The organism is Kribbella sp. VKM Ac-2569 (assembly GCF_004216905.1).
Taxonomy (GTDB): domain Bacteria; phylum Actinomycetota; class Actinomycetes; order Propionibacteriales; family Kribbellaceae; genus Kribbella.
In genome coordinates this window covers 311,146-335,034 of the sequence record NZ_SGXJ01000007.1, presented here as the reverse complement: position 1 = coordinate 335,034, position 23,889 = coordinate 311,146, and the positions used below count along the sequence as shown (strand labels likewise).

General features: G+C 68.9%; 23 protein-coding genes. 15 read left to right on the top strand and 8 right to left on the bottom strand.

Annotation, left to right across the window (positions count from 1 at the left end; all coding sequences use genetic code 11):
* Positions 1–71: 71 nt before the first annotated feature.
* The 3 genes from EV649_RS37845 to EV649_RS37835 form a co-directional block, all read right to left on the bottom strand.
* A complete protein-coding gene (locus EV649_RS37845) occupies positions 72–590 on the bottom strand; it encodes a hypothetical protein (protein WP_198682914.1) in 519 nt (172 codons plus the stop codon).
* 450 nt (positions 591–1,040) lie between these two features.
* Positions 1,041–1,838 carry a dienelactone hydrolase family protein gene (locus EV649_RS37840; RefSeq protein WP_130388511.1) on the bottom strand — a complete coding sequence of 266 codons (798 nt, stop codon included), beginning with the start codon at positions 1,836–1,838 and terminating at the stop codon, positions 1,041–1,043.
* Between the two features lie 15 nt (positions 1,839–1,853).
* A complete protein-coding gene (locus tag EV649_RS37835) occupies positions 1,854–3,197 on the bottom strand; it encodes an amidohydrolase (RefSeq protein ID WP_130388510.1) in 1,344 nt (447 codons plus the stop codon).
* A gap of 292 nt (positions 3,198–3,489) precedes the next feature.
* Here EV649_RS37835 and EV649_RS40990 point away from each other — a divergent pair, with 292 nt between their 5' ends.
* Positions 3,490–3,627, top strand: a complete 138-nt coding sequence (locus EV649_RS40990) for a hypothetical protein (protein ID WP_157996388.1) — start codon at positions 3,490–3,492, stop codon at positions 3,625–3,627.
* Between the two features lie 333 nt (positions 3,628–3,960).
* On the opposite strand, the gene EV649_RS37830 is transcribed toward EV649_RS40990, so the two are convergent.
* A complete protein-coding gene (locus tag EV649_RS37830; protein WP_130388509.1) occupies positions 3,961–6,084 on the bottom strand; it encodes a hypothetical protein in 2,124 nt (707 codons plus the stop codon).
* Between the two features lie 590 nt (positions 6,085–6,674).
* Between EV649_RS37830 and EV649_RS37825 the strand changes: the two genes are divergently transcribed.
* The gene (locus EV649_RS37825) at positions 6,675–7,319 is read left to right on the top strand and encodes an alpha-ketoglutarate-dependent dioxygenase AlkB (protein WP_130388508.1); all 645 of its coding nucleotides are present in this window, start codon (positions 6,675–6,677) and stop codon (positions 7,317–7,319) included.
* A gap of 6 nt (positions 7,320–7,325) precedes the next feature.
* On the opposite strand, the gene EV649_RS37820 is transcribed toward EV649_RS37825, so the two are convergent.
* Positions 7,326–7,769: a hypothetical protein gene (locus EV649_RS37820; protein WP_130388507.1), complete on the bottom strand. Its 444-nt coding sequence runs from the start codon at positions 7,767–7,769 to the stop codon at positions 7,326–7,328.
* A 121-nt stretch (positions 7,770–7,890) separates the two neighbouring features.
* Here EV649_RS37820 and EV649_RS37815 point away from each other — a divergent pair, with 121 nt between their 5' ends.
* The 7 genes from EV649_RS37815 (at position 7,891) to EV649_RS37785 (ending at position 14,931) form a co-directional block, all read left to right on the top strand.
* A complete protein-coding gene (locus EV649_RS37815; RefSeq protein ID WP_130388506.1) occupies positions 7,891–9,147 on the top strand; it encodes an MFS transporter in 1,257 nt (418 codons plus the stop codon).
* Positions 9,147–9,785, top strand: coding sequence for a pyridoxamine 5'-phosphate oxidase family protein (locus EV649_RS37810; protein WP_130388505.1), 639 nt, complete (start codon positions 9,147–9,149; stop codon positions 9,783–9,785). The genes EV649_RS37815 and EV649_RS37810 overlap by 1 nt, the downstream gene beginning before the upstream one ends.
* 78 nt (positions 9,786–9,863) lie before the next feature.
* Entirely contained in the window at positions 9,864–10,997 is a 1,134-nt protein-coding gene (locus EV649_RS37805) for a sensor histidine kinase (protein ID WP_241999176.1), read from the top strand.
* A 107-nt stretch (positions 10,998–11,104) separates the two neighbouring features.
* Positions 11,105–12,013, top strand: a complete 909-nt coding sequence (locus EV649_RS37800) for an ATP-binding cassette domain-containing protein (protein WP_130388504.1) — start codon at positions 11,105–11,107, stop codon at positions 12,011–12,013.
* A complete protein-coding gene (locus EV649_RS37795; protein ID WP_130388503.1) occupies positions 12,010–12,774 on the top strand; it encodes an ABC transporter permease in 765 nt (254 codons plus the stop codon). The genes EV649_RS37800 and EV649_RS37795 overlap by 4 nt, the downstream gene beginning before the upstream one ends.
* 22 nt (positions 12,775–12,796) lie before the next feature.
* Positions 12,797–13,465 carry a response regulator transcription factor gene (locus EV649_RS37790; RefSeq protein WP_198682913.1) on the top strand — a complete coding sequence of 223 codons (669 nt, stop codon included), beginning with the start codon at positions 12,797–12,799 and terminating at the stop codon, positions 13,463–13,465.
* Positions 13,462–14,931, top strand: a complete 1,470-nt coding sequence (locus tag EV649_RS37785) for a HAMP domain-containing sensor histidine kinase (protein WP_241999174.1) — start codon at positions 13,462–13,464, stop codon at positions 14,929–14,931. Before EV649_RS37790 ends, EV649_RS37785 begins: the two co-directional genes overlap by 4 nt.
* On the opposite strand, the gene EV649_RS37780 is transcribed toward EV649_RS37785, so the two are convergent.
* The gene (locus EV649_RS37780) at positions 14,875–16,086 is read right to left on the bottom strand and encodes an alpha-hydroxy acid oxidase (protein ID WP_130388501.1); all 1,212 of its coding nucleotides are present in this window, start codon (positions 16,084–16,086) and stop codon (positions 14,875–14,877) included. The genes EV649_RS37785 and EV649_RS37780 overlap by 57 nt on opposite strands.
* A 73-nt stretch (positions 16,087–16,159) precedes the next feature.
* On the opposite strand from EV649_RS37780, the gene EV649_RS37775 reads away from it, so the two are divergent.
* From EV649_RS37775 to EV649_RS37750, 6 genes are all read left to right on the top strand, one after another.
* A complete protein-coding gene (locus EV649_RS37775) occupies positions 16,160–16,921 on the top strand; it encodes an FCD domain-containing protein (protein WP_198682911.1) in 762 nt (253 codons plus the stop codon).
* A gap of 99 nt (positions 16,922–17,020) precedes the next feature.
* Positions 17,021–18,163: a histidine kinase gene (locus EV649_RS37770; RefSeq protein WP_130388500.1), complete on the top strand. Its 1,143-nt coding sequence runs from the start codon at positions 17,021–17,023 to the stop codon at positions 18,161–18,163.
* Entirely contained in the window at positions 18,160–18,807 is a 648-nt protein-coding gene (locus EV649_RS37765; RefSeq protein WP_130388499.1) for a response regulator transcription factor, read from the top strand. Before EV649_RS37770 ends, EV649_RS37765 begins: the two co-directional genes overlap by 4 nt.
* A gap of 10 nt (positions 18,808–18,817) precedes the next feature.
* Complete coding sequence (locus EV649_RS37760) at positions 18,818–19,483, top strand: response regulator transcription factor (protein WP_130388498.1); 666 nt, start codon at positions 18,818–18,820, stop codon at positions 19,481–19,483.
* Between the two features lie 214 nt (positions 19,484–19,697).
* Positions 19,698–20,597 (top strand): ABC transporter ATP-binding protein, encoded by a 900-nt coding sequence (locus tag EV649_RS37755; RefSeq protein ID WP_130388497.1) that lies wholly within the window; start codon positions 19,698–19,700, stop codon positions 20,595–20,597.
* Complete coding sequence (locus EV649_RS37750; RefSeq protein ID WP_130388496.1) at positions 20,587–21,432, top strand: ABC transporter permease subunit; 846 nt, start codon at positions 20,587–20,589, stop codon at positions 21,430–21,432. The genes EV649_RS37755 and EV649_RS37750 overlap by 11 nt, the downstream gene beginning before the upstream one ends.
* Here the strand turns inward: EV649_RS37750 and EV649_RS37745 are convergent.
* Positions 21,425–22,693, bottom strand: a complete 1,269-nt coding sequence (locus EV649_RS37745) for a glycoside hydrolase family 125 protein (protein ID WP_130388495.1) — start codon at positions 22,691–22,693, stop codon at positions 21,425–21,427. The genes EV649_RS37750 and EV649_RS37745 overlap by 8 nt on opposite strands.
* An 8-nt stretch (positions 22,694–22,701) precedes the next feature.
* A complete protein-coding gene (locus EV649_RS37740) occupies positions 22,702–23,883 on the bottom strand; it encodes an ROK family transcriptional regulator (protein ID WP_130388494.1) in 1,182 nt (393 codons plus the stop codon).
* Positions 23,884–23,889: the final 6 nt, after the last annotated feature.

Genomic DNA, 23,889 nt, shown 5'->3' with positions numbered 1-23,889 from the left:
GACTTTGTAGAGGTTTGTACGCTCGCCACAGTCCCTGCCCGCCCCTCGGTGCGGCCGACGGCGCCGACGGGCTAGAAGAGTTCCATGCTGTCGGCGGTCGCCGTGATCACCGGGTTGTCGAAGTAGAGACGGCAGGCGATCGCGTGGCCCGCGCAGGTCAGGAGCGACGGGCCGGCGGCGTCGACGACGCGGTACCCGACCGGGTGGACGCAGCGTTCCACCTCACCCACGTTCTCTCGGCCGCAGCCGAGAACATGGCAGGTCACGGTGTCGCCGACATTCATCAGCGTCAGGCCGTGCTCGGGACAGACACCCCAGCCGACGCCACAGGCCTGTCCCTCGTTCGCGGCCAGCCGGACGAGCTTGCCGGCGGTGACCTCGAGCTTGGTCGCCAGGTCGCGGAAGGTGGTCGCCGCCAGGTCGAGGTCGCGCCGGAAGCGCCGCAGCTCGACGGACTCGGGCATGTTCTGCGTCGCAGCGTGCAGGTCCTCGGCGAGCGTCATCGCCGCGACCGCGATCTCGTCGACCCGGACGGGCGTGTTGAACTGGCGCAGCGTCGTACCGCTCGGCTCCCGAGGCCTGTCGCGCACCTCGGACAGCCAGTCCGAACGCGGTACGACGTCCTGCGGCTGGTCCAGGCGGATCTCACCGACCTGCTGCTCCGCTTGCCACTCTGATGATTGCGGTGGTTCAAGGTGAGTGGTTGGTTGCGGAGCGTGACCGTTGGCTCCGTTGGCCGGTCCGGTCCCGTTCGTCGGGATTCGGCTTTCCTGCGCTGTCCGCCCGTTCATACAGCCTCACTCGTCCAGTGCATGACACCCGCCATTGCGCGTCCCCTGTAGTGCCTCTGGTGGCCGATCGTGCCATGCCTGCGGTACCCACGACCAGAGGAACAACAACGGCGTCACCCACCGCTCCCCCGCACATGCGGACCGCAACGATCAACCCCCAGGCATTCCCAGAATTCCCCATGGCGGGGGCACCAAATCACAGCGTGCGGGTTACTCAACGTGGTTTTGACATTTCCCCACGGACCGTCGTCAGGCCGTTGCTGTCAGGTGCTCCCGGAGGAACGCCACCGTCCGTGTCCGGGCGTGGTACGCCGAGTTCGGCGGGTCCTCGCGCAGGTCTCGGGTGAGCACCGAGTGCGCGCCCCGCCCGTACCCGTCCGGGTTGCCCGGCGCCGAGTCCAGCTCGATCACCTCGAACGCGTCACCGAGCTGTGCACGGAGCGTGACGAATCGCTCCGCCGGCGCCATCCGGTCGTTGCTGAACCGCATCCCGAGGATGCAGAGCCCGTCGGTCCGGGTGCGCTCCCTGACTGCTTCGAGCTCCCGCTCCGAGAGACCGGGATCGCGGCGCAGCTTCGCGCTCACCGCGAAGGGGGTCGACGGCTGGCTCAGTACCGGCGCCTTCACCACGTCCTCGACCGCGGTGGCGAGCGCGAAACCTCCGGTGAAGCACATCCCGATCACACCGACTCCTCGGCCCGGCGTCCGCGCGGCCAGGTCGGTCGCGACGGCGCGCAGGTACTTCGTGATCGGGCGCTCGGCGTTCGCCGCGAAGCACCGGAACTCTTTGGAGACGCACAGTCGCGCGATCACGCCCATCGCGTATCCGGTGGTCTCGGGGCGTCCCGGCGTACCGAACGGCGACGGGATCACGACCGTGAACCCCTCGCTCACCAGATGCTCGCCGAACGCGGCCACCTCGGGCGTGAGACCGGGAATCTCCGGGATCAGCACGACACCGGGCCCTTCGCCCTTCTCGAAGCAGTCATAGGTCAGGCCGCCGCCAGTGAACGGCGCCCTCCGCCAGGAACCCAGGTCTGCATTCATGGCGAGAAGTCTGCATCACGGGGCGTAGTGCTGGACGGCACCGCCTGTGGACAGGTCAACGAGGGTGTGCGCCAGGGCCTGCGCGTCGGCCAGGACTTCTGTTAGGTCCATGGTCGTGAGTTGGCGGTCGCGCACCACGACCTGGCCGGCGACGAGCACGGTGACGACGTCGGAGGCTCGCATCGAGTACACGAGCGCGGCGCGTGGGTCGTGGACCGGTTGGTTGTGTGGTGCGCTCAGGTCGACGAGAGCGATGTCGGCTTGGCGGCCGGGCTCGAGTACGCCGATCTGGTTCTCGAGTCCAGCGGCTGCGGCGCTGCCTCGGGTGGCGAGGCGGAGCGTGTCGGACAGGGTCATCCATTCGGCGTCGTGTTCGCGCTGCTTCTGGGTGAGGGCGACCATGCGGATCGCTTCCCAGACGTCGAGCGTGTTGTGTACGGCGGCTCCGTCGGTACCGATGCCCACGTTGACGCCGGCTGATCGCAGTCCCTTGATCGGGGTCACCTCGCCCATCGCGAGCTTGAGGTACACCTTCGGGCAGGACGCCACCGTCGTACGGTCGGCGTACCGCTCGAGAATCGGCAGATCCTCCTCTCGGATGCCGCAGCCGTGCGCGATGAGGGCACCGGCCTCGAGGACACCGGTCCGCTCGAGCACCTGGATCGGCGTGACACCGTGCTTGTCGAGCGAGGCCTGCGTCTGGTCGTCGGTCTCCGCGGCATGCAGATGGATACGTCGCCCTTCGCTCCGCGCGAGGTCCGCCGTACGCCGCAGATCCTCGTCGGTCACTGTGTACGTCGCGTGCGGTCCGAGGCTCGCGGTGATCCGTGGATGTCGTGTGCTCAGGGCGCGGGTCGTCTCGAATGCTGCGTCGATCGCGTCCTGGCCCGCGGAGGAGAAGTACGTCGGGGCGAGATCGGCTCTGATCCCGGACTCGATCGCGGCGGAGGCGATCTGGTCGGCGTGGAAGTAGTGATCGACGAACGTGGTCACGCCGGCCAGCAGCATCTCCGCACACGCCAGCCGCGCACCGACCCGCACCCGGTCCGGCGTCAGGTTCACCTCCATCGGCCAGATCCGCCGATTGAACCAGTCCTCGATGCTCAGATCCTCGGCCGCGCCCCGCATCATCACCATCGGACTGTGTGTATGCGAATTGACCAACCCGGGCACTGCCAACAGCCCGCTCCCGTCAACCACCTCGGTCGGCGGTTCACCTGCGTCCGGGGCGACAGAGGTTGGTGTGATCGCGACGATTCGGTCGTCCTGCACATGGATGTCCTGCGCCTCGTCGACGCGGCACTCCCCCTGTTCGGGGACTATCAGGACGGAGACATTGCGGATCAGTACTCGCGACATTCATCCTCCCGGCGCGCTGCTCGACGTACAGCAGTCTTGTCGATCCGAAGGTCCACCCGAGGGTCCTGGTCCGTCAGAAGTTGAGCGACGGCTTGTGCTCCCGGGCCATCGCCGAGCTCACGTCGCTCGTTGACGCGCTGACGTCAACTCGTTGGTGGCGGACGAGGATCTGCGCCAGACTGCCGGCGTGTTTCCGTACCACCACCTTCCGGCCATTCGGTCCTTCTGCATCGCACGCTTGGAGGCGTCTCAAAACGCAGGCGACACCGAGGCCCCAAGGCTCCGCGCCCGCTTGGATACTGCCGTTCACGCCCTGCGCGCCTTGGAACCGGCCACCTGGCCGCAGGCCGAGACCGAAATCCAACACATCGCCGCCCGCTTCGCCACCCACCCCGACTACCCACCCCTCGGCCTCACCACCCGGGACTGAATCCCTCCGCAGCATGGCCATTGAAGCCCGACAACGCCCGCACAGTGGCCCATCATCCCGACCGACACCGCAGGTAGAACGCCCGCACAGTGGCCCATCATCCCGACCGACACCGCAGGTAGAACGCCCGCCCGCCGACACACGATGCGACGCGACTCAGCACGATGCGCGGCAGCAGAACGCGTGACCGAAGACGCCGGGCAGGAAGCGCGGCCGCGGGCCGTGCGGCACGAAAACCCGCGGCAGGAAGCGCGACAGCAGGACGTAGGGGCACGAAACGCGGGCCATCGACTAGTCGCACTCAGGTTGGTGCGACTAGGACTCAACCTGAGCTCATGGGTCGACTCGGTGGGTGCCGGTGGGGTCGACGTGGAAGATGAACCCGTGCGGCGTGGTCCATTCGAGTGTCTTGTGGTCGATCCGGCGCACGCTCCAGCCGCGGGCATGGGTCTTCACCCGGTGCCCGAACCTGCCGAGCGGCGCGAGATTCGTCGTACTCGTCTGCCCGGTAGGCCCGTGCGGGTCATACGGCTCAATGTGATCCAGGTCGATGCTGTCCGTGGTTTCACGAGTCCCGTACGGAAACAACTCGGCCGGATACATCAGCTTGACGCGCTCCCGGATCCAGGTCGGAATCTCATAGGCGTCGACGCTCTTGGCGTCGTTGAGGTCAATGACCGGCTTCACCGTGTACGGGCCATAACCGATCAGCTCACCCAGTTGAGCCGCCAGCAGCGGCCCAATGGCCTCGGCACGCAGCACACCGCAGCCGGTAGCCAGCGTGTGATCGGTCAGATGCACGACCACCTCGGTCTGCCCCGGCCGCACCCGCCCCGCCCGTGTCCGTCCTGCCCGTGTCCGTCCTGCCCGTGTCCGTCCTGCCCGTGTCCGTCCTGCCCGCACCGGACGTACCTGTCCCTTGGCCCCGCCCTCCGGTCGCACCGGCGCACCCGGACGCGTCAACTCACCTGAGCTACCCGGGTCGGGCGAACTGCCCGGGTCGTGCGGACTGCCCGGGTCGGATGGACTGCCCGGCTCGGGCGGACTGACGGGGCGGTCGGGGTAGCTCGGGTTGGCGTAGGCGTCCTGCTTGATCTGCGCGAGCCGGGCGCGGAGTGCCCGCAACGCGGCAGCATCCATCGCCGAACCCTTGCCGGGTTCATTGCACGCGTCCGGCCCCGCAGCCCCGGTCTCGACTGGTGCTCGCCGGTCGAACGGATCGGTCGGCGGGTCGGGGTCGTAGGGCGCGGCGGCTTCCAGCCACGGATCGTCCAGCGGACCCGCTGGCTCCACCAGTTCGAGCGACCCCGGAGAGTCAGGCAAGTCCGCTGGTTCGAGCGGCCCCGGACGTTCCAGCGAGGCGGGTGGCTCGAGCGGGTCTGCCGGCTCGAGCGGTTCTGGTAGGCATCGGGAGCCGGGATGCGGCAGACCAAGGGTGCCGACCCGCGGCCCAGCCTCACCGCTCTCACCAACCTGCACCACCGCGTCGCGGTCCGCCGCCGGGTTGTCCCGCACCATCACGTCGTCCTGAACCGCCAGGTCGTCCCGCACCACCGAGTCGTTCGGCACAGCCGGGTTGTTCGGCGCCGCCGGAGTGTCGGGCGTTGCTGGGTTGTGGGGTTCATGGTTGGTGTCCGGCTCGGGTTCGGTGGGGCTGGTTGCCGGGTCCGGCGGGTCTGGCTGGTGTTGGGCTTGGGCGAGGAGTTCTTGGGTGAAGGCGGCGTCGGACAGGATGTCGATGGCGTCGGCGCGGCGGTGCTGGAACGGGCGGGTGTCGCCGAACTTCTTGAGGGCTTCGGCGATGTCGGTGATGGTGGCGTTGCACCGGTTGACCGCACCGGCGGGGGCCTTGATGTAGATGGTCTTGTTGCCGTGACCGTCACCGCGCCCGACATAGACACCGCGGTCGTCGGCGGCCTCCGTGGCCTCGGCGGCGGCGCGGGCCGGGTCAGCGTGCTTGCGGGCCGCGCGGACGATCTTTTCCAGCCGGTACGGCGAGATGCTGTCCACGATCGCGGCAACCTTGCGGTCGACGTACTCCGCGGCGGCGTGGTCGAGGTTCATACACGCCCGCACAATCTGGCGAGCCTTCCACGGAGTGGCCTCGCCGACCTGGATCCGGGCCCAGGTCCGCGGGAACCGGTGCCGCAACGCCAACGCGTCGGCGAGCAGGTCGCGGCCGACGCCGGGCGAGACCCCGACCACGACGGCGAACTCGGCGATCGCGAACTCGGCGATCTCCGGACAACCCTCACCGCCCAGCACCACCGCGCGCTCCCGGCCTTCACAGGACCTGCGGGACGGTCGAGGCTCACAGACGGAGGGGTGGAAGCGGTCGGCGTAGATCTGGGCGGACTCCAGCAGCCGCGCGTCGGCCCGGCTGGCGACCGTGCGGCATTCCGCGGCCTGCTCCAGCAGGTCCCGGGTGCGGAGCGACTCCAGATCTTCCTCGAACATGTGTTCGATTCTATGCCAAGCGAACTGGGCGGGGCAAGTTGGTGGCAGCCCGTTTCCCCTTATCCACAAGGGGAAAAGTCACACGATCGACCTACCCGGAAACGTGTATGCGGTGGCAAGTTGGTTGGTCATCCGGTACACAGGAGGAACGGCCGGCAACCGTGGGCGGGCAGGCGGGCCGGATTGCGCCATGGGGCGGCTCCATCCCCAACGTAGTCCCGCGGGACCGCATGGAGCGTGGGCGGCACGTGGGCGGGGCGCGTGTGGGCGGGCGCATGTCGGTGCGGGTGGGCACACGCGGTGGGCCGGGGCGTGCGTGGGCCGGGGCATGGACAAGGTGATGCGTATGCGTGGGCGTGCGGTCGCCGTAAAAGCAGGCGGCGCAGTTGGGGTGCGGCGCCTGGGGTGTGGGGGCCTCGGGGTGCAGCGGTCGGGGGCCGGCACCCGGGAGCAGGACGTGGGGCCGAGATCTGGCGCTGCGGGATGGAACTGCAGGGGTGGACTGCGGGGCGTGCGATGGAGGGGTGAGGGCGTGCGGGGGTGGGGTTTGGTAGGGGAACGTTTGTTCGAGTTTCGGGTATGGTGGGGGGATGGGTGGTGAGCTTCAGGGGTCGTTGCTGGATGCTTTTGCGGATCCTGTGTTGGGGTCTTTGGGTGGGCTGGCGCGGGCTGAGTTGGGGCGGGGGGCCTGGGTTGATGTGCTGCCGGGCTGGTTGACGGGAGCGGATCAGGTGTACGAGCGGCTGGCTCGGGAGGTGCCTTGGCAGGCGGAGCGGCGGCAGATGTACGACCGGGTGGTCGATGTGCCTCGGTTGTTGTGTTTTTACGGGGAGAACGCGGAGTTGCCGGTGCCGATTCTGGATGAGGCTCGGGATGCGTTGAGTGCGCACTACGCGGACGAGCTGGGTGAGCCGTTCCGAACCGCTGGGCTGTGCTTCTACCGGGACGGCAAGGACAGCGTTGCGTGGCACGGGGATCGGATCGGGCGCGGGGACCGCGAGGACACGATGGTAGCGATCTTGTCTGCGGGTGAGCCTCGGGTGCTGGCGCTGCGGCCTCGGCCGGGTACGTCGAGTGGGCCGGTCGGGTCGACTGTGCGGTATCCGTTGGGGCATGGGGATCTGATCGTGATGGGCGGCTCGTGTCAGCGGACCTGGGAGCATGCGATTCCGAAGGCGACGGGGCGGGTCGGGCCGCGGATCAGTATTCAGTTCCGGCCTCGTGGGGTGCGGTGACAGCGTTCATGCGGCGGCCGATTCGGTGAGGGCTGGTTGGTAGATGCCGTCCTTGGTGGCTACGTAGAAGCCGAGCAGGCGAATGCCGGCTGCGCCGCAGATCGTGGCGGCGGCATGGGCCCATTGGGCGTCCAAGTCGGTCATCCGGGCGGGGCCGGGGCGGCCGAGGGCGAGGACGAGAGCTGTGCCGGGTGCGGTGTGTGCGGCGGGGATGAACGGGTGGAGGGCGGTCTCGCAAAGTTGAGCGGGGCTGGGTTCCAAGGAGAAGGTCGCGGGAAGCTCGATGGCTACGGTGGCCAGGTACCGGTTGTGGGGGTCGCAGATGAGGACAGTGAAGGTCCCTCGGCGGCGGTCGCCGAGGCTGACCATCAGGTCGACGGCGTCAGCGGCGACGCCGGGATCGGTGAGTGGCTCGTCGACCCAGGTCGCGGAGAGGTTCTCGAAGCTCATGCCTGTAAAGGTGCCGTGATTCCGACCGCCGATCCGGGTTGTCCACAGGGCAAAGTGGCCCATGATTTCGCAGGGCGAATGGATCTCTCACCTGGGCCGCTAAAACCCTAGGCTCAAGGACATGAGCAGCAGACTTGGGCAGATGCTTCCCCCGGCCGGAGCGCCGCGGGACCTGGCGATGGCGCAGTTGGCGAACGCGGTCGGCGACGGTGCGTTCGTCGTCACCTCGGCGTTGTTCTTCACCCGCGTCGTCGGGCTCTCGACCGCGCAGGTCGGTCTCGGGCTGACGATCGCCTGGCTGGTGGGATTCCTGGCAGGCGTGCCACTCGGCAACCTCGCAGACCGGCGCGGCGCGCGCGGCACCGCGGTCCTGCTGGCGCTGACGACCGCGACAGCCGTCGCGTCGTTCCTGGTCGTCAGGAGCTTCGCCGGCTTCCTGATCGCCGCCATCGTCTACGCATGCAGCCAGACCGGGCTCACCGCGGCGCGGCAGGCGCTGCTGGCCGGACTGGTCGCCCCGGCGGAGCGGACCAGGATCCGCGCGTTCCTGCAGTCCACGGTGAACGCGGGGCTCGCGCTCGGCGCGCTCCTTGGCGGTGTGGCGCTCCGGTTCGACAGCGAAGCGGCGTACCTGATCGTGTTCGGGATCGATGCACTCAGCTTCCTGATCGCTGCCGGGCTGCTGCGCCGGGTGCCATCGATCGCGACGACCCGCCGGATCATGGGCGAGCCGCGGCTGGCGGTGCTGCATGACCGTCCGTACGCCGTTCTCGCGCTGATCAATGCGGTGATGCTGCTCTTCATGCCGCTGATCAGCCTGGTCGGTCCGCTCTGGATCGTCACCCGCACCAACGCGCCCAGCTGGGTCGTCGCCTCGCTGATGATCGTGAACACGCTCGGCGTCACGTTCTTCCAGGTCCGGATCGCGAAGAGCGTCAAGGATCTCCGCAGTGCCGCCCGTTCGGTCCGGTACGCCGGTGTCGCCATGCTGGCCGCCTGTGCGGTGTTCGCGATCACGGCCGCCGATCTCGGCCCGGTATCCACTGCCGGCGTTCTCGTCGTCGCCGCCGCGCTGCTCACCCTCGGCGAGATGAAGCTGGCGTCCGGCGCCTGGGAGATCAGCTTCGGACTCGCGCCGGCCGACAAGCAGGGGCAGTACCAGGGCTTCTTCGGCACCGGTCCCGCGATCGCCCGAATGCTCGGTCCGGCACTGCTCACCACGGTCATCCTCGGATGGGGTCCGATCGGCTGGCTGGTGGTCGGTGCACTGTTCCTGGGGACCAGTTGCGCAACTGGTCCCGCCGTACGATGGGCTGCGCGGACGAGGGCCGTCAACGAGGACGCCACGCCGTCGCTGGTAGAGGAGAGCGCCGCCTGATGGAGATTCCCGGACTGGTCGAAATCACTACGCAGGACGAGCTGCGGGAGATCGTCCCGCAACCGCTGGCAGCGGCTGCCGGCAAGGCCCGCAAGGAGCTGCACGACCTCGATCGCGAGTGGCTCGCAGCGTCCCCGTTCTGCCTCATCGCCACCTCCGCCGAAGACGGCACCTGCGACGTCTCCCCCAAGGGCGACCCGGCCGGATTCACCAAAATCCTCGACGCCGGCACCATCGCGATCCCGGAACGCGCCGGCAACCGGCGGGTCGACGGGTTCACCAACATCCTCTCCAACCCGCACGTCGGGCTGATCTACTTCCTGCCCGGCCGCGGCGACACGCTGCGGATCAACGGCCGCGCCCGGATCGTCAGCGAGGCGCCGTTCTTCGACGAGATGACCGTGAAGGGCAACCGTCCGCAGCTCGCCCTGCTGGTCGAGATCGAGGAGATCTTCCATCACTGCTCGAAGGCGTTCCTGCGCTCGAAGCTGTGGAAGCCCGAGACCTGGGAGCCCGACGCGGTGCCGACCCGGGCGCGGATCTCGCAGACGCTGGAGCGCACCGACGAGGAGCTCGCGACGCTCGAGGAGTACTACGGACAGGCGTACGAGGAGAAGATCTACAAGGTCAAGTACTGAACTACCGCAGCGGGCGCAGGCCGACGTACTCCGTGGCGACGATGACATCGCCCCGGCCGACCTCTACGGTTTCGTAGTGTGATCGAACCTGTCCACGTCCCGACCTTCGGGGCCCGCGTGCGCCGCGTCCTGCTGCCGGTGGCGCTGGCCGTGTTCTCGGTGGTGGGGTCGTTCGGCGCGTCACGTGGTCAGACCGACCGCCACGAGCCCGACTGGTTCATGGTGGTCCTGCTGCTGGTCGGCGCGCTCTCCCTGTACTGGCTGCGCACCAAGCCGATCCCGGTGCTGTGGGCAACTGTCATCTCGACGCTGATCTACATGCTCCGCGAGTACCCGTGGGGCCCGGTCGTGTTCGCGTTCGTGATCGCCGTGTTCACCACGATCCGGCTCGGTCATCGGCTGGCGGGCTGGGTCGGACTGATCACGTTGTACGTCGGGCATGTCGGCGGCCGGATGATCCTCGGTATCAACGAGCAGGGCGTGTACCAGGTCCTGCTCGTCGGCACGTGCTTCTGCGTGCTCGGGTTCCTCGCCGAACTGTTCCGCGCCCATCGCGACCGCGTCATGGCGGCGGCGCGCACGCGGGAAGAGGAAGAACTGCGCCGGGCCGGCGAGGAACGCCTGCGGATCGCGCAGGAACTCCACGATGTCGTGGCGCACCACATCTCCCTTATCAACGTGCAGGCGTCCACCGCGCTGCATCTGGTCGACCGGCAGCCCGAGCAGGCCGCCCCGGCGCTCTCCGCGATCAAGGACGCGAGCAAGGAGGCCCTGGTCGAACTGCGCTCGATCGTCGGCGTACTGCGTCAGTCCGACGAGTCAGCGCCCCGTACACCGGTTGCCGGCCTCGATCACCTGGACCACCTGATCAGCCGTACCGAAAGGGCCGGGCTCGAGGTGCACAAGATCGTTCACGGCGAGCCGCGGCCGCTGCCGAGCGGGCTCGACCGGGCCGCGTTCCGCATCATCCAGGAGTCGCTGACGAACGTTGTACGGCATGCCCGCGCGACGTCGGCGACGGTCCGGATCCAGTACGGCGAGCAGACGCTGGTACTGCAGATCGACGACAACGGCGACTGCCTGGCCGCGGCGCCGCAGGAAGGCAACGGTATCTCCGGGATGCGCGAGCGTGCGACCGCGCTCGGCGGCACGCTGACCGCGAACCGCACACCGGCTGGCGGTCTGCGGATCACCGCGACCCTGCCGCTGTAGGTTTCCTGTGAATGCGGCCCATCGCCGGGCCGCGACCGGTGCGGATTCACAGAGTTCTCCCAGAAACTCCCGGTAAGCACTCAGATCGGTTCGTCAGGCTGCGAGGCATGACAACGATCGAAGTGCGGGGGCTGACCAAGCGGTACGGCTCCGACGTCGTCGTGGACGACCTGTCGTTCTCCGTCGAGCCGGGTCAGGTGACCGGGTTCCTCGGGCCGAACGGTGCGGGCAAGTCCACGACCATGAAGATGATCATCGGGCTGGCCGCGCCGACCCGCGGCACCGTGACCGTCGGCGGCCGGCGGTACCAGGACCTGCCGGTGCCGCTGACCGAGGTCGGCGCGCTGCTCGACGCGAGTGCGGTGCACGGCGCGCGGACGGCGTACGACCATCTGCTGGCGCTTGCCGTGAGCAACGGTCTCCCCCGGCGCCGGGTCGACGAGGTACTCGTCCGGACAGGACTCGAAGGGGTGGCCCGCAAGCGGGCCGGAGGGTTCTCGCTCGGGATGCGGCAGCGGCTCGGGATCGCCGCGACGCTGCTCGGCGATCCGAGCGTGCTGATCTTCGACGAACCTGTGAACGGGCTCGATCCGGAAGGGATCCGGTGGATCCGCGACTTCATGCGCTCGCTGGCGGCGGAGGGTCGCGCGGTGCTGGTGTCGAGCCACCTGATGAGCGAGATGGCGCAGACGGCGGACCACCTGGTCGTGATCGGTCGCGGCCGGCTGATCGCCGACATGGGCATGGCCGACCTGATGCACGCGAACAGCGACGGGACCGTCCTCGTCCGCGCAGGTACGCCGTTCGCGCATCAGTTGACCGCGGCCGGCGGCACGGTCCGGGACGGGCTCGAGGGGGCGCTGATCGTGTCCGGTCTGTCGGGTGAGGAGATCGGCAAGCTGGCGGCGTACCACGGGATCGCGCTGAGCGAGCTGACACCGCAGCGGGCGTCGCTGGAGGACGCGTTCATGGAGCTGACCAGGGAGAGCGTCGAGTATCAGGGAGCAGCCTCATGAACACATTGAACGCGGAGTGGATCAAGCTGCGCAGTCTGCGGTCCACCTGGTACACCGTGGCCTGTCTGTTCGTGCTCGGGCTGGGCATCACCGGTCTGTCGATGAGCGGCGCGAGCACGGCGTACTGGGGCGGGACCGACGCGGACCGCGCTGCTTGGGACCCGACCAGTCAGAGCCTGAAGACGTTCATCGTGGCCCAGTTGATCGTCGGCGTGCTCGGCATCCTGGTGGTGACGTCGGAGTTCGCGACCGGACTGATGCAGACGACACTCGCTGCCACCCCACGCCGGAACCGGCTGCTGGCGGCGAAGGCGATCGTGGCCACGGTAGTCGCGGCCGTGGCGGGACAGGCGCTGATGTTCATGGCGTTCTTCATCGGTCAGGCGCTGCTGTCCGGGCAGGACGTGCCGTACGCACACCTCGGCGACACTGGGGTCTTGAAGGCGGTCGTCGGCGGCGGGCTGTACCTGTCCGCGATCGCCTTGCTGGCTGTGAGTCTGGGTGCGATCCTGCGCGCAACGGCCGGCGCGCTCGCGACGCTGGTAGGGATCGTGTTCCTCGTTCCGGCGCTATCGGGGCTCTTCCCGGACTGGATGCTGGGGATCTTCAACTTCTGGCCGACGCTCGGAGCGGCCGCGATCTTCGGTACGGTGCCGGACGAGACCTTCCCGCATCCCTGGCTGAATCTCGGTGGGCTGTGGCTGGGCGTCGCCGCCGTACTCACAGCCGCGTTCGTCGTCTTCCGGCGACGAGACGTCTGACCGAATCCGTATTCTGGCGATCATGACTCGGCTGCTCGTGGTGGACGACGAGGCGACGGTGCGCGAACTGCTGTCCGCGACACTCCGGTTCGCCGGCTTCGACGTGACCTCAGCGGCGACCGCTGCCGAAGGCGTCGCCGCCGCGGCCGAGGAGCAGCCGGACCTTGTCCTGCTCGACGTGATGCTGCCGGACATGGACGGATTCGAGGTCGTACGGCGCCTGCGCCCGACGCCGGTCCTCTTCCTGACCGCTCGCGACGGGCAGGCCGACAAGATCCAGGGACTGTCGCTCGGTGCGGACGACTACGTGACGAAACCGTTCGATCTGGAGGAACTGATCGCCCGGATCCGCGCGGTCCTGCGCCGTACGACCGGCCGGCCGAGCGACGACGTACTGACGGTCGGTCCGCTCGCACTCGATGCCGAGGGCCACCAAGTGACGCGGGCCGGCAGTCCGCTGCGCATCTCCCCCACCGAGTTCCGGCTGTTGCACTACCTGATGGAGAACGCCGGACGGGTGGTGTCCAAGGCGCAGATCCTCGAACGCGTCTGGCGGTACGACTTCAACGGAGACACCAGCATCGTGGACACCTACATCTCGTACCTGCGCCGTAAGGTCGACGACCAGGACCCGAAACTCATCCACACCGTGCACGGCATGGGCTACGTGATGCGGGCACCCAAATCGTGAGGCTGTCGCTGCGCGCCAGGTTGCTGCTGCTCACCACAGGCCTGCTGCTCGCGGGGCTGACCCTGATCAGTGCGGTCGTGTCGAGTCAGCTGGAGAGATACCAGCTCGATCGGCTCGACAGCCAGCTCCGGTCGTTCACCGAGATCATCGCGCAGGTGTCACCAAGCGGGCCGAACCGCGAACAGCCCGCCCGTCCAGAGCTCCTCGACCCCGCGCTGGATCTGATCGGTGCGCCGTACCTGGCGTACCTCGGCCCGGACGGGTCCATCGTGGGCACGCTGCGCTCGTCCCGCGTGGCGGCCGAGTCCTTTCCCGCGGACAACGAGCTGCGATCGCTGCCCGTCGACGGATCGGCCCGCGTACTGCAGGCGGCCAACCAAGACGGCCGATGGCGGGCGGTCGCGCGACCAGCGGTGGGCTGGAGTGGGACAGTGATCGCGGCCGCGCCGCTCGCAGAGGCCGATGCCACGATCGCCAAGCTCCGAACGACCAGCCTGATCAGCGGAGCCGCGCTGCTCGTCCTGCTCACGGCGATCGGCTGGTGGGCGCTCGGGCGCGGGCTGCGTCCGCTGCGCCGGATCGAGAACACGGCCGCCGCCATCGCGGACGGCGATCTGACCCAACGCGTGCCCGGATTAGCCGCGCCCGGGACCGAGATCGGCCATCTGGCGGCGTCGCTGAACACGATGCTCGGCCAACTGGAGCAGGCGTTCGCGGACCGGGCCGCAGCTGAGACCCGGATGCGGGCGTTCCTCGCCGACGTCAGTCATGAGCTGCGTACGCCGCTTGTCGGCATCAAAGGTTCGACCGAGCTGTACCGGATGGGCGGATCCGATGTCGACGAGGCGATGGGCCGCATCGACCGCGAAGCCACCCGGCTGACCGTGCTGACCCAGGACCTGCTCCTGCTCGCACAGCTGGACGAGGCGCCAGAAGGACAGCTCGACTGCGCACCAATGGATCTGCGGACAATCGCCAACGATGCGCGGCACGACCTCCGTGCGCTGGATCCATCCCGGCCGATCACACTCACCGGGCCACAGGGTCGCGCCCCCGGTCCGGCCGCTGTGAACGGCGACGAGAATCGACTCCGACAGGTCGTCACCAATCTGGTGGGGAACGCTATCGCCCACACCCCACCCGGTACGCCGGTCCACATCAGAGTCGGCACGATGGGCGACCACGCGGTGCTGTTCATCGAGGACGATGGCCCTGGCATGACCGAGGAACAGGCCGGTCGAGTCTTCGATCGGTTCTATCGAGCCGACCGGGCGCGCAAGCACTCGGCGGGTGCGGGCACCGGACTCGGGCTGGCGATCGCACGGTCCATCGCGCGGGCGCACGGCGGTGACCTCGTACTGCACACTGCTCTCGGCGCGGGGGCGTCGTTCTGGTTGACGCTGCCGTCGTTAGGGCAGGCGGACGTGGGACGGGTTCAGCTCGGCCACGCTGGAAACGCCGAGTAGGGCCATCGTGCGACGGACCTCCGTGGTGAGGATGTCCGCGGCGCGGGCGACACCGCGCTGGCCGCCGGCCATCAGGCCGTACAGGTACGCGCGGCCGACCAGGCAGGCGTCGGCACCGAGCGCGATCGCCGCGACGATGTCGGCGCCGGACATGATGCCGGTGTCGAGGTAGATCTCCGCGTCGCTTCCGACCGCCTTGCGGACCTCCGGCAGGATGCGCAGCGGCGTCGGCGCGCGGTCCAGCTGACGACCGCCGTGGTTGGACAGCACGACCGCGTCGGCGCCCGCGTCGACCACCCGTCGCGCGTCCTCGACGGTCTGGATGCCCTTGACGATCAACGGGCCGTCCCAGATCGAGCGCAGCCAGTTGAGGTCGTCGATCGTCATCGTCGGGTCGAACAGCTTGTCGAGCAGCTCGGCGACCGTACCGTCCCACGTGGACAGCGAGGCGAACGTCAGCGGTCGGGTCGTGAGCAGGTTAGCCCACCAGGCCGGGTGCAGGGAGGCGTCCAGGACGGTCTTCACGGTCAGCGACGGCGGGATTGTGAAGCCGTTGCGTACGTCGCGGAGACGAGCGCCGGCGACCGGTACGTCGACGGTCAGCATCAGGGCCTCGTACCCGGCGGCGGCCGACCGCTTCACCAGGTCCTCACCGGAGGTGCGGTCCTTCCAGACGTACAGCTGGAACCACTTGCGCGCGTTCGGCGCCGCGGCCGCCACGTCCTCGATCGACGTGGTGCCCATCGTCGACAACGCGTACGGGATGCCGACCTGCTCGGCGACCTTCACGACCGCGCTCTCGCCCTCGTGGTTCATCATCCGGGTGAAGCCGGTCGGCGCGAACGCGAACGGCAGCTCGGAGCGGCCGCCGAGGATCGACGTACCGAGGTCGATGTCCGACACGTCCCGCAGGATCGACGGCTGCAGCTCCATCTCGGCGAACAACCGGCGGGCGCGGCGCAGGCTGATCTCCGCCTCGGCGGCGCCGTCGGTGTAGTCGAACACCGAACGCGGTGTCCGGCGCTTCGCGATCGCCCGCAGGTCCGCGATCGTCAGCGCCTTCTCCAGCCGCCGCTCGGTCGCGTTCACCGTGACCGGCTTCGGCCGCAGCAGCGGCTTCAACTCGGACCATTTGGGCATCTGGCGATCGGTCATCACAACTCCCGGCTCAATCTGTGGTCGGACCACACCCTACCTGTGGTCCGACCACACGGGTAGGGTCGTCCGCATGAAGAACTACGAGCTGGTCCTGCATCGGGTCGAGGCCGACCTAGCGGCGGGGCGGCTGCGGATCGGCGGGCGGTTGCCGGGTGAGCGGACGCTGGCCGAGCAGCTCGGGATCAGCCGGCCGTCGGTGCGGGAGGCGGTCCGGGTTCTCGAGGCGATGGGCGTCGTACGGACCGCGACCGGGTCTGGTCCCGAGGCGGGTGCGGTGATCGTGGCGGAGCCGGTGTCGCCGCTGACCGCCGTACTGCGATTGCACCTGGCAACCAATCACCTGCCGATGGGTGACGTCGTGCAGACCCGACTGCTGCTGGAGTCCTGGTCGGCGCGCGAGGCGGCGGCGCGGGAACTCGGGGTGGGCGAACTGAAGGTCGCGGAGGAACTATTGGACCGGATGGACGACGTCGGGCTGTCGCCGGAGGAGTTCCATGTGCTCGACGCGGAGTTCCACGTCGCGTTGTCTGGGCTCGCCGGGAACGTGCTGATCGCCGCGGTGATGACGTCGTTGCGGTCGGCGATCCATGGGTACGTGCTGGCCGCCGTACCAAATCTGCCGGACTGGGAGGCGACGGCCGTCGGGCTGCGGTCCGAGCACCGGGCGATCCTCGCTGCGGTGCGCGGTGGTGAGCCGGTGCGCGCGGCCGAGCTCGTGGCCGCGCACATCCGGGGGTTCTATCAGGCGGCTCAGTTAGCACCGTTCGGCGGCGCGGAGGGCGGTACGGCGGAGGCCGAGGATGACGACCGCGCCGACCACGAGGTGCAGTGACGCGAGGCCGAGCTTGGCGCCCGGCATCGGCCAGTAGTCGGCGGGGCTTCGACTTTGGTCGGTGGTGGGAATCGCCCGTGGACGCCTAGTCTCGGCGGCATGGAGGAGTTGTGCGTGCCGCGGAAGCCGCCGAGATCGGTGGACCTCGTCGCGACCGGCGCGATCGGTGTGCTGGTCGCGATGACCATCGTCGGGCGGCTGCCGGATCCGGAGCACCGGCAGTTCCTGCTGCTCGACATCGCGGTCGGCCTCGTGTCCGTCGCGCTGATCCCGGTGGTGATGCGCCGGCCGGTTCCTGGCGCGATCGCGCTGGCGGTGCTCGCCGTCCTCTCCCCCGCCGCGACCCCGCCGTCCACCGTCGGCACGCTGACCGTCGCGTTGCGCCGGCCGTTGCGTACGGCGGTCCTGGTCGCCCTCGCCGGTACTGTCGCCCATCTGATTCAGGGCCTGTGGCAACCGATCCACGGCCTGCCGTTCCTGTGGTTCGCCGTACTGGACGTCGTCGTGCACGCCGCGCTGGTCGGTTGGGGCCAGGGCACTCAGGCGCGGCAGCAGCTGCTGGAGTCGCTGCGGGAGCGTGCCCGTCGCGCGGAGGCCGAGCAGGGGCGCCGGGTCGCCGAGGCGCGGTCCAACGAGCGCACCAAGATGGCGCGCGAGATGCACGACGTACTCGCCCATCGCCTGTCGCTGCTCGCGACGTACGCCGGTGCGCTCGAGTATCGCCCCGACTCATCGCCGGAGAAGCTCGCCAAGGCGGCCGGCGTGATCCGGACCGGCGTACACCAGGCGCTCGACGAGCTCCGCGAGGTGATCAACGTCCTTCGTGACGAGGATGTGTACGAGGGGCGCCCGCAGCCGACGTTCGGGGACCTGCGCGCGCTGGTCGACGAGTCTCGGGAGGCTGGTACGACGATCGCGTACGACGACCAGGTGGCGGACCCGACGTCGTTGCCACCGGCAACCGGCAGGACGGCGTACCGGGTCGTGCAGGAAGGGCTGACGAACGCTCGCAAGCACGCGGCGGGGCATCCGGTGACCGTGCTGGTGGCCGGACGCGCCGGCGAGAGGCTGCGGATCGAGCTGACGAACCCGGCGTCGAACGGTACGCCGTTGGCACCCGGTAGCGGGACCGGGCTGGTTGGGCTGACCGAGCGCGTGCAACTCGCGGGCGGCACGCTGGACCACGGTCGGGTGCCCGGTGGCGGGTTCCGGCTGGAGGCCTCGCTACCGTGGCCCTCATGAACATCCGGGTCTTGGTCGTGGACGACGACGCGTTGGTCAGGGCCAGCCTGGAGATGATGCTCGACGGCGCGAACGGGATCTCCGTCGTCGGGCAGGCCGCCGACGGCGACGAAGTACCGGCCGCGGTCGACGCGCACTTCCCGGACATCGTCCTGATGGACCTGCGAATGCCGCGGGTGGACGGCATCGTCGCGACGCGGCGGGTGCGGGCGCGGACGAATCCGCCAGAGGTCGTGGTGCTCACCACCTTCGACACCGACGAGAACGTCCTGCACGCGCTCCGCGCCGGGGCGAGCGGGTTCCTGCTCAAGGACACGCCGCCGGCGCAGATCGTCGACGCCGTACGGCGGGTCGCAGCTGGTGACCCGATCCTGTCACCGGCGATCACGCGCAGGCTGATGGACCGCGCCGCCACCCAGGCCGACGCGCACACGATTGCGCAGCAGAAACTGCAACGGTTGTCGCCGCGGGAGTACGACGTGATGCTCGCGGTCGCGCAGGGTAAGACGAACGCTCAGATCGGCACGGAGCTGTTCATGAGCCTGGCGACGGTCAAGGCGCACATCTCGCACATCCTCACCAAGCTCGAACTCGGCAACCGTACGCAGATCGCGTTGCTCGCCCACGACGCTGGGCTGGCATAAGCTCCAGCGCATGATTCGGGTGTTGCTGGCGGACGATCAGGCGTTGGTGCGGGCCGGGTTCCGGTCGTTGCTGAACGCCGAGGACGACATCACGGTGGTCGGCGAGGTGCCGGACGGTGCCGAGGCGGTCGTGGTGGCGCGGCGGGAGAAGCCGGACGTCGTCCTGATGGACATCCGGATGCCCGGGACTGACGGGCTGGAGGCGACGCGGCAGATCGGCGCGGATCCTGAGCTGGCCGACGTCCACGTGGTGATCCTGACGACGTTCGACCTGGACGAGTACGTGTTCGAGGCGCTGCGGGTCGGGGCCAGCGGGTTCCTCGTGAAGGACACCGAGCCGGTCGAGCTGCTGCAGGCTGTGCGGGTCGTGGCGCGCGGGGATGCGTTGCTTTCGCCTGGGGTGACGCGGCGGCTGGTGGCGGAGTTCGCGTCGCGGTCCCGGCAGCCGCATGCGAGCAAGGAACTCGACGTACTCACGGAACGCGAGAAGGAGATCGTCGCGCTCGTCGGCGAAGGCCTGTCGAACGACGAGATCGCCGCGCGCCTCGTGCTGAGCCCCGCCACCGCCAAAACCCACGTCAGCCGCGCAATGATCAAACTAGGCGTCCGCGACCGCGCCCAACTCGTCGTACTCGCCTACCAAACCGGCCTCGTCCGCCCCGGCTGGCTGGGTTGACCTTCTAGCTGGTCGAGGGGCGAAGGTGCTCGCATGATGCACCTCGAAGAGATCACCGCCGCCGTCGAGCTCGGTCGCGCCGGGGATCGTGAAGCTGCGCGTAGTGTGCGTCGGCTGGAGACCAATCCCAGCAGCTGAGTACTCCGGCGGGGGTAGGTGGGGTCACTCCTCCGGGGCGACGCGGTGGGGGGCTTGTGGGCGGCACTCTCGTTGTATGGATGCGCTAGTTGAGGTCAGTGGGCTGACGAAGAGGTATGGCGGCACCTTGGCGGTTGATGGTGTCGATCTGACGGTGTTGCCGGGTGAGGTGTACGGGTTTCTGGGGCCGAACGGGGCGGGGAAGACGACCACGCTCCGGATCCTGACCGGGCTGATCGCGCCGACGAGCGGGAACGTGCGAGTGCTGGGCGGGCGGCCGGGGGATGCCGGCGTACTGGGACGGACCGGGTCGATGATCGAGTCGCCGGCGTTCTACCCGTACCTGTCGGGGCTCGACAATCTACGGTTGCTGGCCGAGTACGCCGGGGTGTCGCGGCAGCGGATCGACGAGGTACTGGAGCTCGTCGACCTCACCGATCGCGCGAAGGACCGGTTCTCGACGTACTCCCTGGGGATGAAGCAACGCCTCGGTGTCGCGGCCGCGCTCCTCAAGGATCCGGAGCTGGTGATCCTCGACGAGCCGACCAACGGCCTCGACCCGGCCGGGATGCGCGACATGCGCCGCCTGATCCGCGAGCTCGGCACCGAAGGCCGGACGGTGCTGCTGTCCAGCCACCTGCTCGGCGAAGTCCAGCAGATCTGCGACCGCGTCGGCATCATCAACGCCGGCCGGATGGTTGCCGAGCACAACGTCGACGAGCTCCGCGGCGAGCAGGAACTCGTCGTCCGTGCCATCCCTCGCGAAGATGCACAGCGGCTCCTGACCCGCTTCGGCAGTGTTCACCAGTACGACGACACGCTGCGGGTGCAGGTGGATCCCGCGAAGGCCGCCGAAGTGAACCGCGCGCTCGTCGAGGCCGGCATCGATGTGTCGGAGCTGCACACCGCCGAGCGCGCGCTCGAGGACATCTTCTTCGAGCTGACCACCGCGAAGGAGAAGACTGATGTTGGGTAGCTACCGAGCGGAGATCCTCAAGCTCCGCAAGCGATCCGCGGTCTGGGTACTGTTCGGCGCCGGCCTGGTGCTGAGCCTGATCTTCGGCTATCTGCTGCCGTATCTGGGCTACGCGACCGGCGACGACAACCCGCAGACCGACGGCGTCCCGCGCGCCGAGATCCTCCGCGGCATGCTCCCGGAGCGGGTCGTCGACAACACGATCGGCGGGTACCCGATCTTCGCCGGCGCCCTCGCGCTCGTACTCGGCGCGATCGTGATCGGCGGCGAGTACACGTGGGGAACGCTCAAGACCATACTCACCCAGCGCCCGCGGCGCGGCACGATCCTCGGCGCCCAGTTCCTGGCGCTGGGCACGATGATCGCGCTCTGGGTACTCGGGATCTTCGCCGCCTGCGCACTCTGCAGCGTCGGCATCGCGGCGGCCGAGAACGGCTCGACGAGCTGGCCGGGCGTCGGTGACCTCCTGCAAGGGCTCGCAGGCGGCTGGCTGGTGCTGATGATGTGGTGCCTGGCGGGCGCCGTACTAGCCGTTGCCTTCCGCAACGTTGCGCTGCCGATCGGCCTCGGCGTGGTGTGGATCCTCGGCATCGAGACGCTGCTGGCCGGCGTCGTGAGCAGCCTGCTGCCGAGCCTGAAGTGGCTCGCCAACGCCCTGCCCGGCACGAACGCCGGCTCCCTCGTCTTCAGCGTGACGGGCATGGCAGCCGGCGACGCCCCACCAGGCGTACGCGACGCAGTCGGCGGCGGCCGCGCGCTACTAACCCTGATCGCCTACTGCGCCGTCTTCGCCGTACTAGCCGCCTGGACCACCCGCCGCCGCGACGTCACCTGATGCCGGCGTGTACGAGGGCTAGTTCGCAGAACATTGCGTTGGCCCAGGAGAACCATTCGCGGGTGAACTTGCGGGGGTCGTCGACGTCGAAGCCCTCGTGCATCTGGCCGGTGCCGCCGGTGGTGTCGCGGAGGAGCTCCAGCAACTGTTGGCGTTCCTCCGCCGACGTGCTCGAAATCCCCTGTACAGCAAGGGCGATGTGCCAGATGTAGCGCGGCGGGGTGTGCGGGCTGCCGATGCCGGCGGCCGCGGTTCCGCTGTAGTAGTACGGGTTCTCCGGGCTGAGCAGCAGGGCCCGCGTCGCGAGGTACGTCGGGTCGTCCGGGGCGGCGTACCCGGTGAGCGGGATCGACAGCAGGCTCGGCATGTTGGCGTCGTCCATCAGCAGGGACTCCCCCAGCCCGTCCACCTCGTACGCGAAGACCCGGCCGTGCACCGCGTGGTCCACCGTGCCGAACGAAGCGATGCCCTCGTCGATCTCGGCCTTCAACTCCTTCGCGCGATCGGCCAGCGGCTCGTCCCGCAGTACCTCGGTCGCGATCTCCTGCAGGTACCCGAGCACCACCGACGCGAACATGTTCCCGGGCACGTTGAAACCCAGCTCCGTCGCGTCGTCGCTCGGCCGGAACGCGCTCCACGACATCCCGGTCGGCCTGGTCAGGCGCCCACGCCCCTCGCGGACGAGCGTGTCCGACGGGCGGTCGTCGAGTCGCTGAAAGCGGTACGGCGAACGCGCCTCATGGTCCTGCTCCACGGTCCACAGCTCGACGACCGCCTCCGCCGCAGCCCGGAACCGGTTGTCGATCACGTCCGAACGACCGGTGATCCGCCAGAGCCGGTACGCCAGCTCGAGCGGGAAGCACAGCGAGTCGATCTCGTACTTGCGCTCCCACACCCACGGCGACATCTCGGTCTCGTCGGACGTGTGCCCGGCGCCGTTCGCCTCCTTGTTGAAGGCGTTCGCGTACGGGTCCAGGACGACGTACTCAAGCTGCCGGTGCAGCACGCCGATCAGGACGTCTTGCAGGCCCGGGTCGTCCTTGCACAGCAGCAGGTACGGGCGGAGTTGTGCGGCCGAGTCACGCAGCCACATCGCCGGGATGTCGCCGGTCAGCACGAACGTCGTACCGTCCGGCAGCCGCTCGGCGACGGCCGGCAGGTTGCCGGCCATCGAGCGCTGGAACATCTCCGCGATCACGTCGTCACCGGTGGCCTCCCGGACGGCCGCGGCGGCGCGGGCGAGGACCTCGGGGTCGATCATCAAAACATCTACCTTTCAGCGGCAAGGGCGGGGGCGGGGGCAAGTGAGGGGTTGGGCGAGAACGTCCGGTCGAGGATCAGGCTCGCGGCGCCGATCGCGCCGACGTCCGCGCCGAGCGCCGTACCCGTGACGTCGAACGGGTGCACCGCCGCCACCAGGAAGCGTCCTTCCAGCGCGGTGCACACGCGGTCGTGCAGAACCGGGGCGAGCTGCTCCCAGTGCGGACCGCCGAAGACCACGCGCTCCAGGTCGAGCAGGTTCGCGATGTCCTCGACCACCTTGGCGATCCGCTCGGCGAGCGTGGTGACGATTTTCTGCGCGGCACCGGAACCGTCCGCGGCCAGCGCGCACAATCGGGCGAAGGCCGCGTCCACCGCGTGCCGATCGTCCAGGTCGATGCCATCGGCAAGTACGCCGGCCAGGACCGCCTGCTCCACCAGGTATCTGGGCTGGCTGGTCTCACCGACGCACCCGCGCCGCCCGCAGTAGCAGAGCGGGCCGTCGGGATCGACGATCACGTGACCGATCTCGCCGACGTTGCTCGACGAACCGCGCACCACTTCGTCACCGATCACCAACCCGGCGCCGACACCGGTGCCGAGGTAGAAGAAGACGAAGCTGCCGCCGTGACCGGCCCACTTCTCCGCGGACGCGGCCGCGGTCACGTCCTTGTCGAGGACGATCGGCAGACCGGTTCGCTCGCTCAACGCGTCGCGGAGCGGGACGAGGTGCCAGGTCGAGAGGTTCGGCGGGTCGACGACCACACCGCGCTCGACGTCGATCGGCCCGGGCGCGGCGATCCCGACGCCGGTGACCCGGTCGCGCGGTGCGCCGGACGCGGCGATCACTTCCTCGATCGTCTTCGCGATGCCGTCGATGAGTACGCCGGGGTCATCGGCGTACTGGTCGACCGGCCGGCGCGCGACCACCTCACCGGTGAGATCGAGCAGTACGACGGTGACGACGGACGGATCGAGATGGACGCCGACCGCGTACTGACCGGTGGGTTCGAGCTCGAGCAGCGTCCGTGGTTTGCCGAGGCCGGCGCCGCGCAGTCGACCGGCTTCCCGGACCAGACCTGCGTCGAGGAGGCGGCGCACGATGTTGGAGATCGCCTGACCGGACAGGCCGGTCGCCTCGGCCAGTTCGACGCGGCTCAGCTGCTCGCTGCGGCGGATCGCGTCCAGCACCACGGC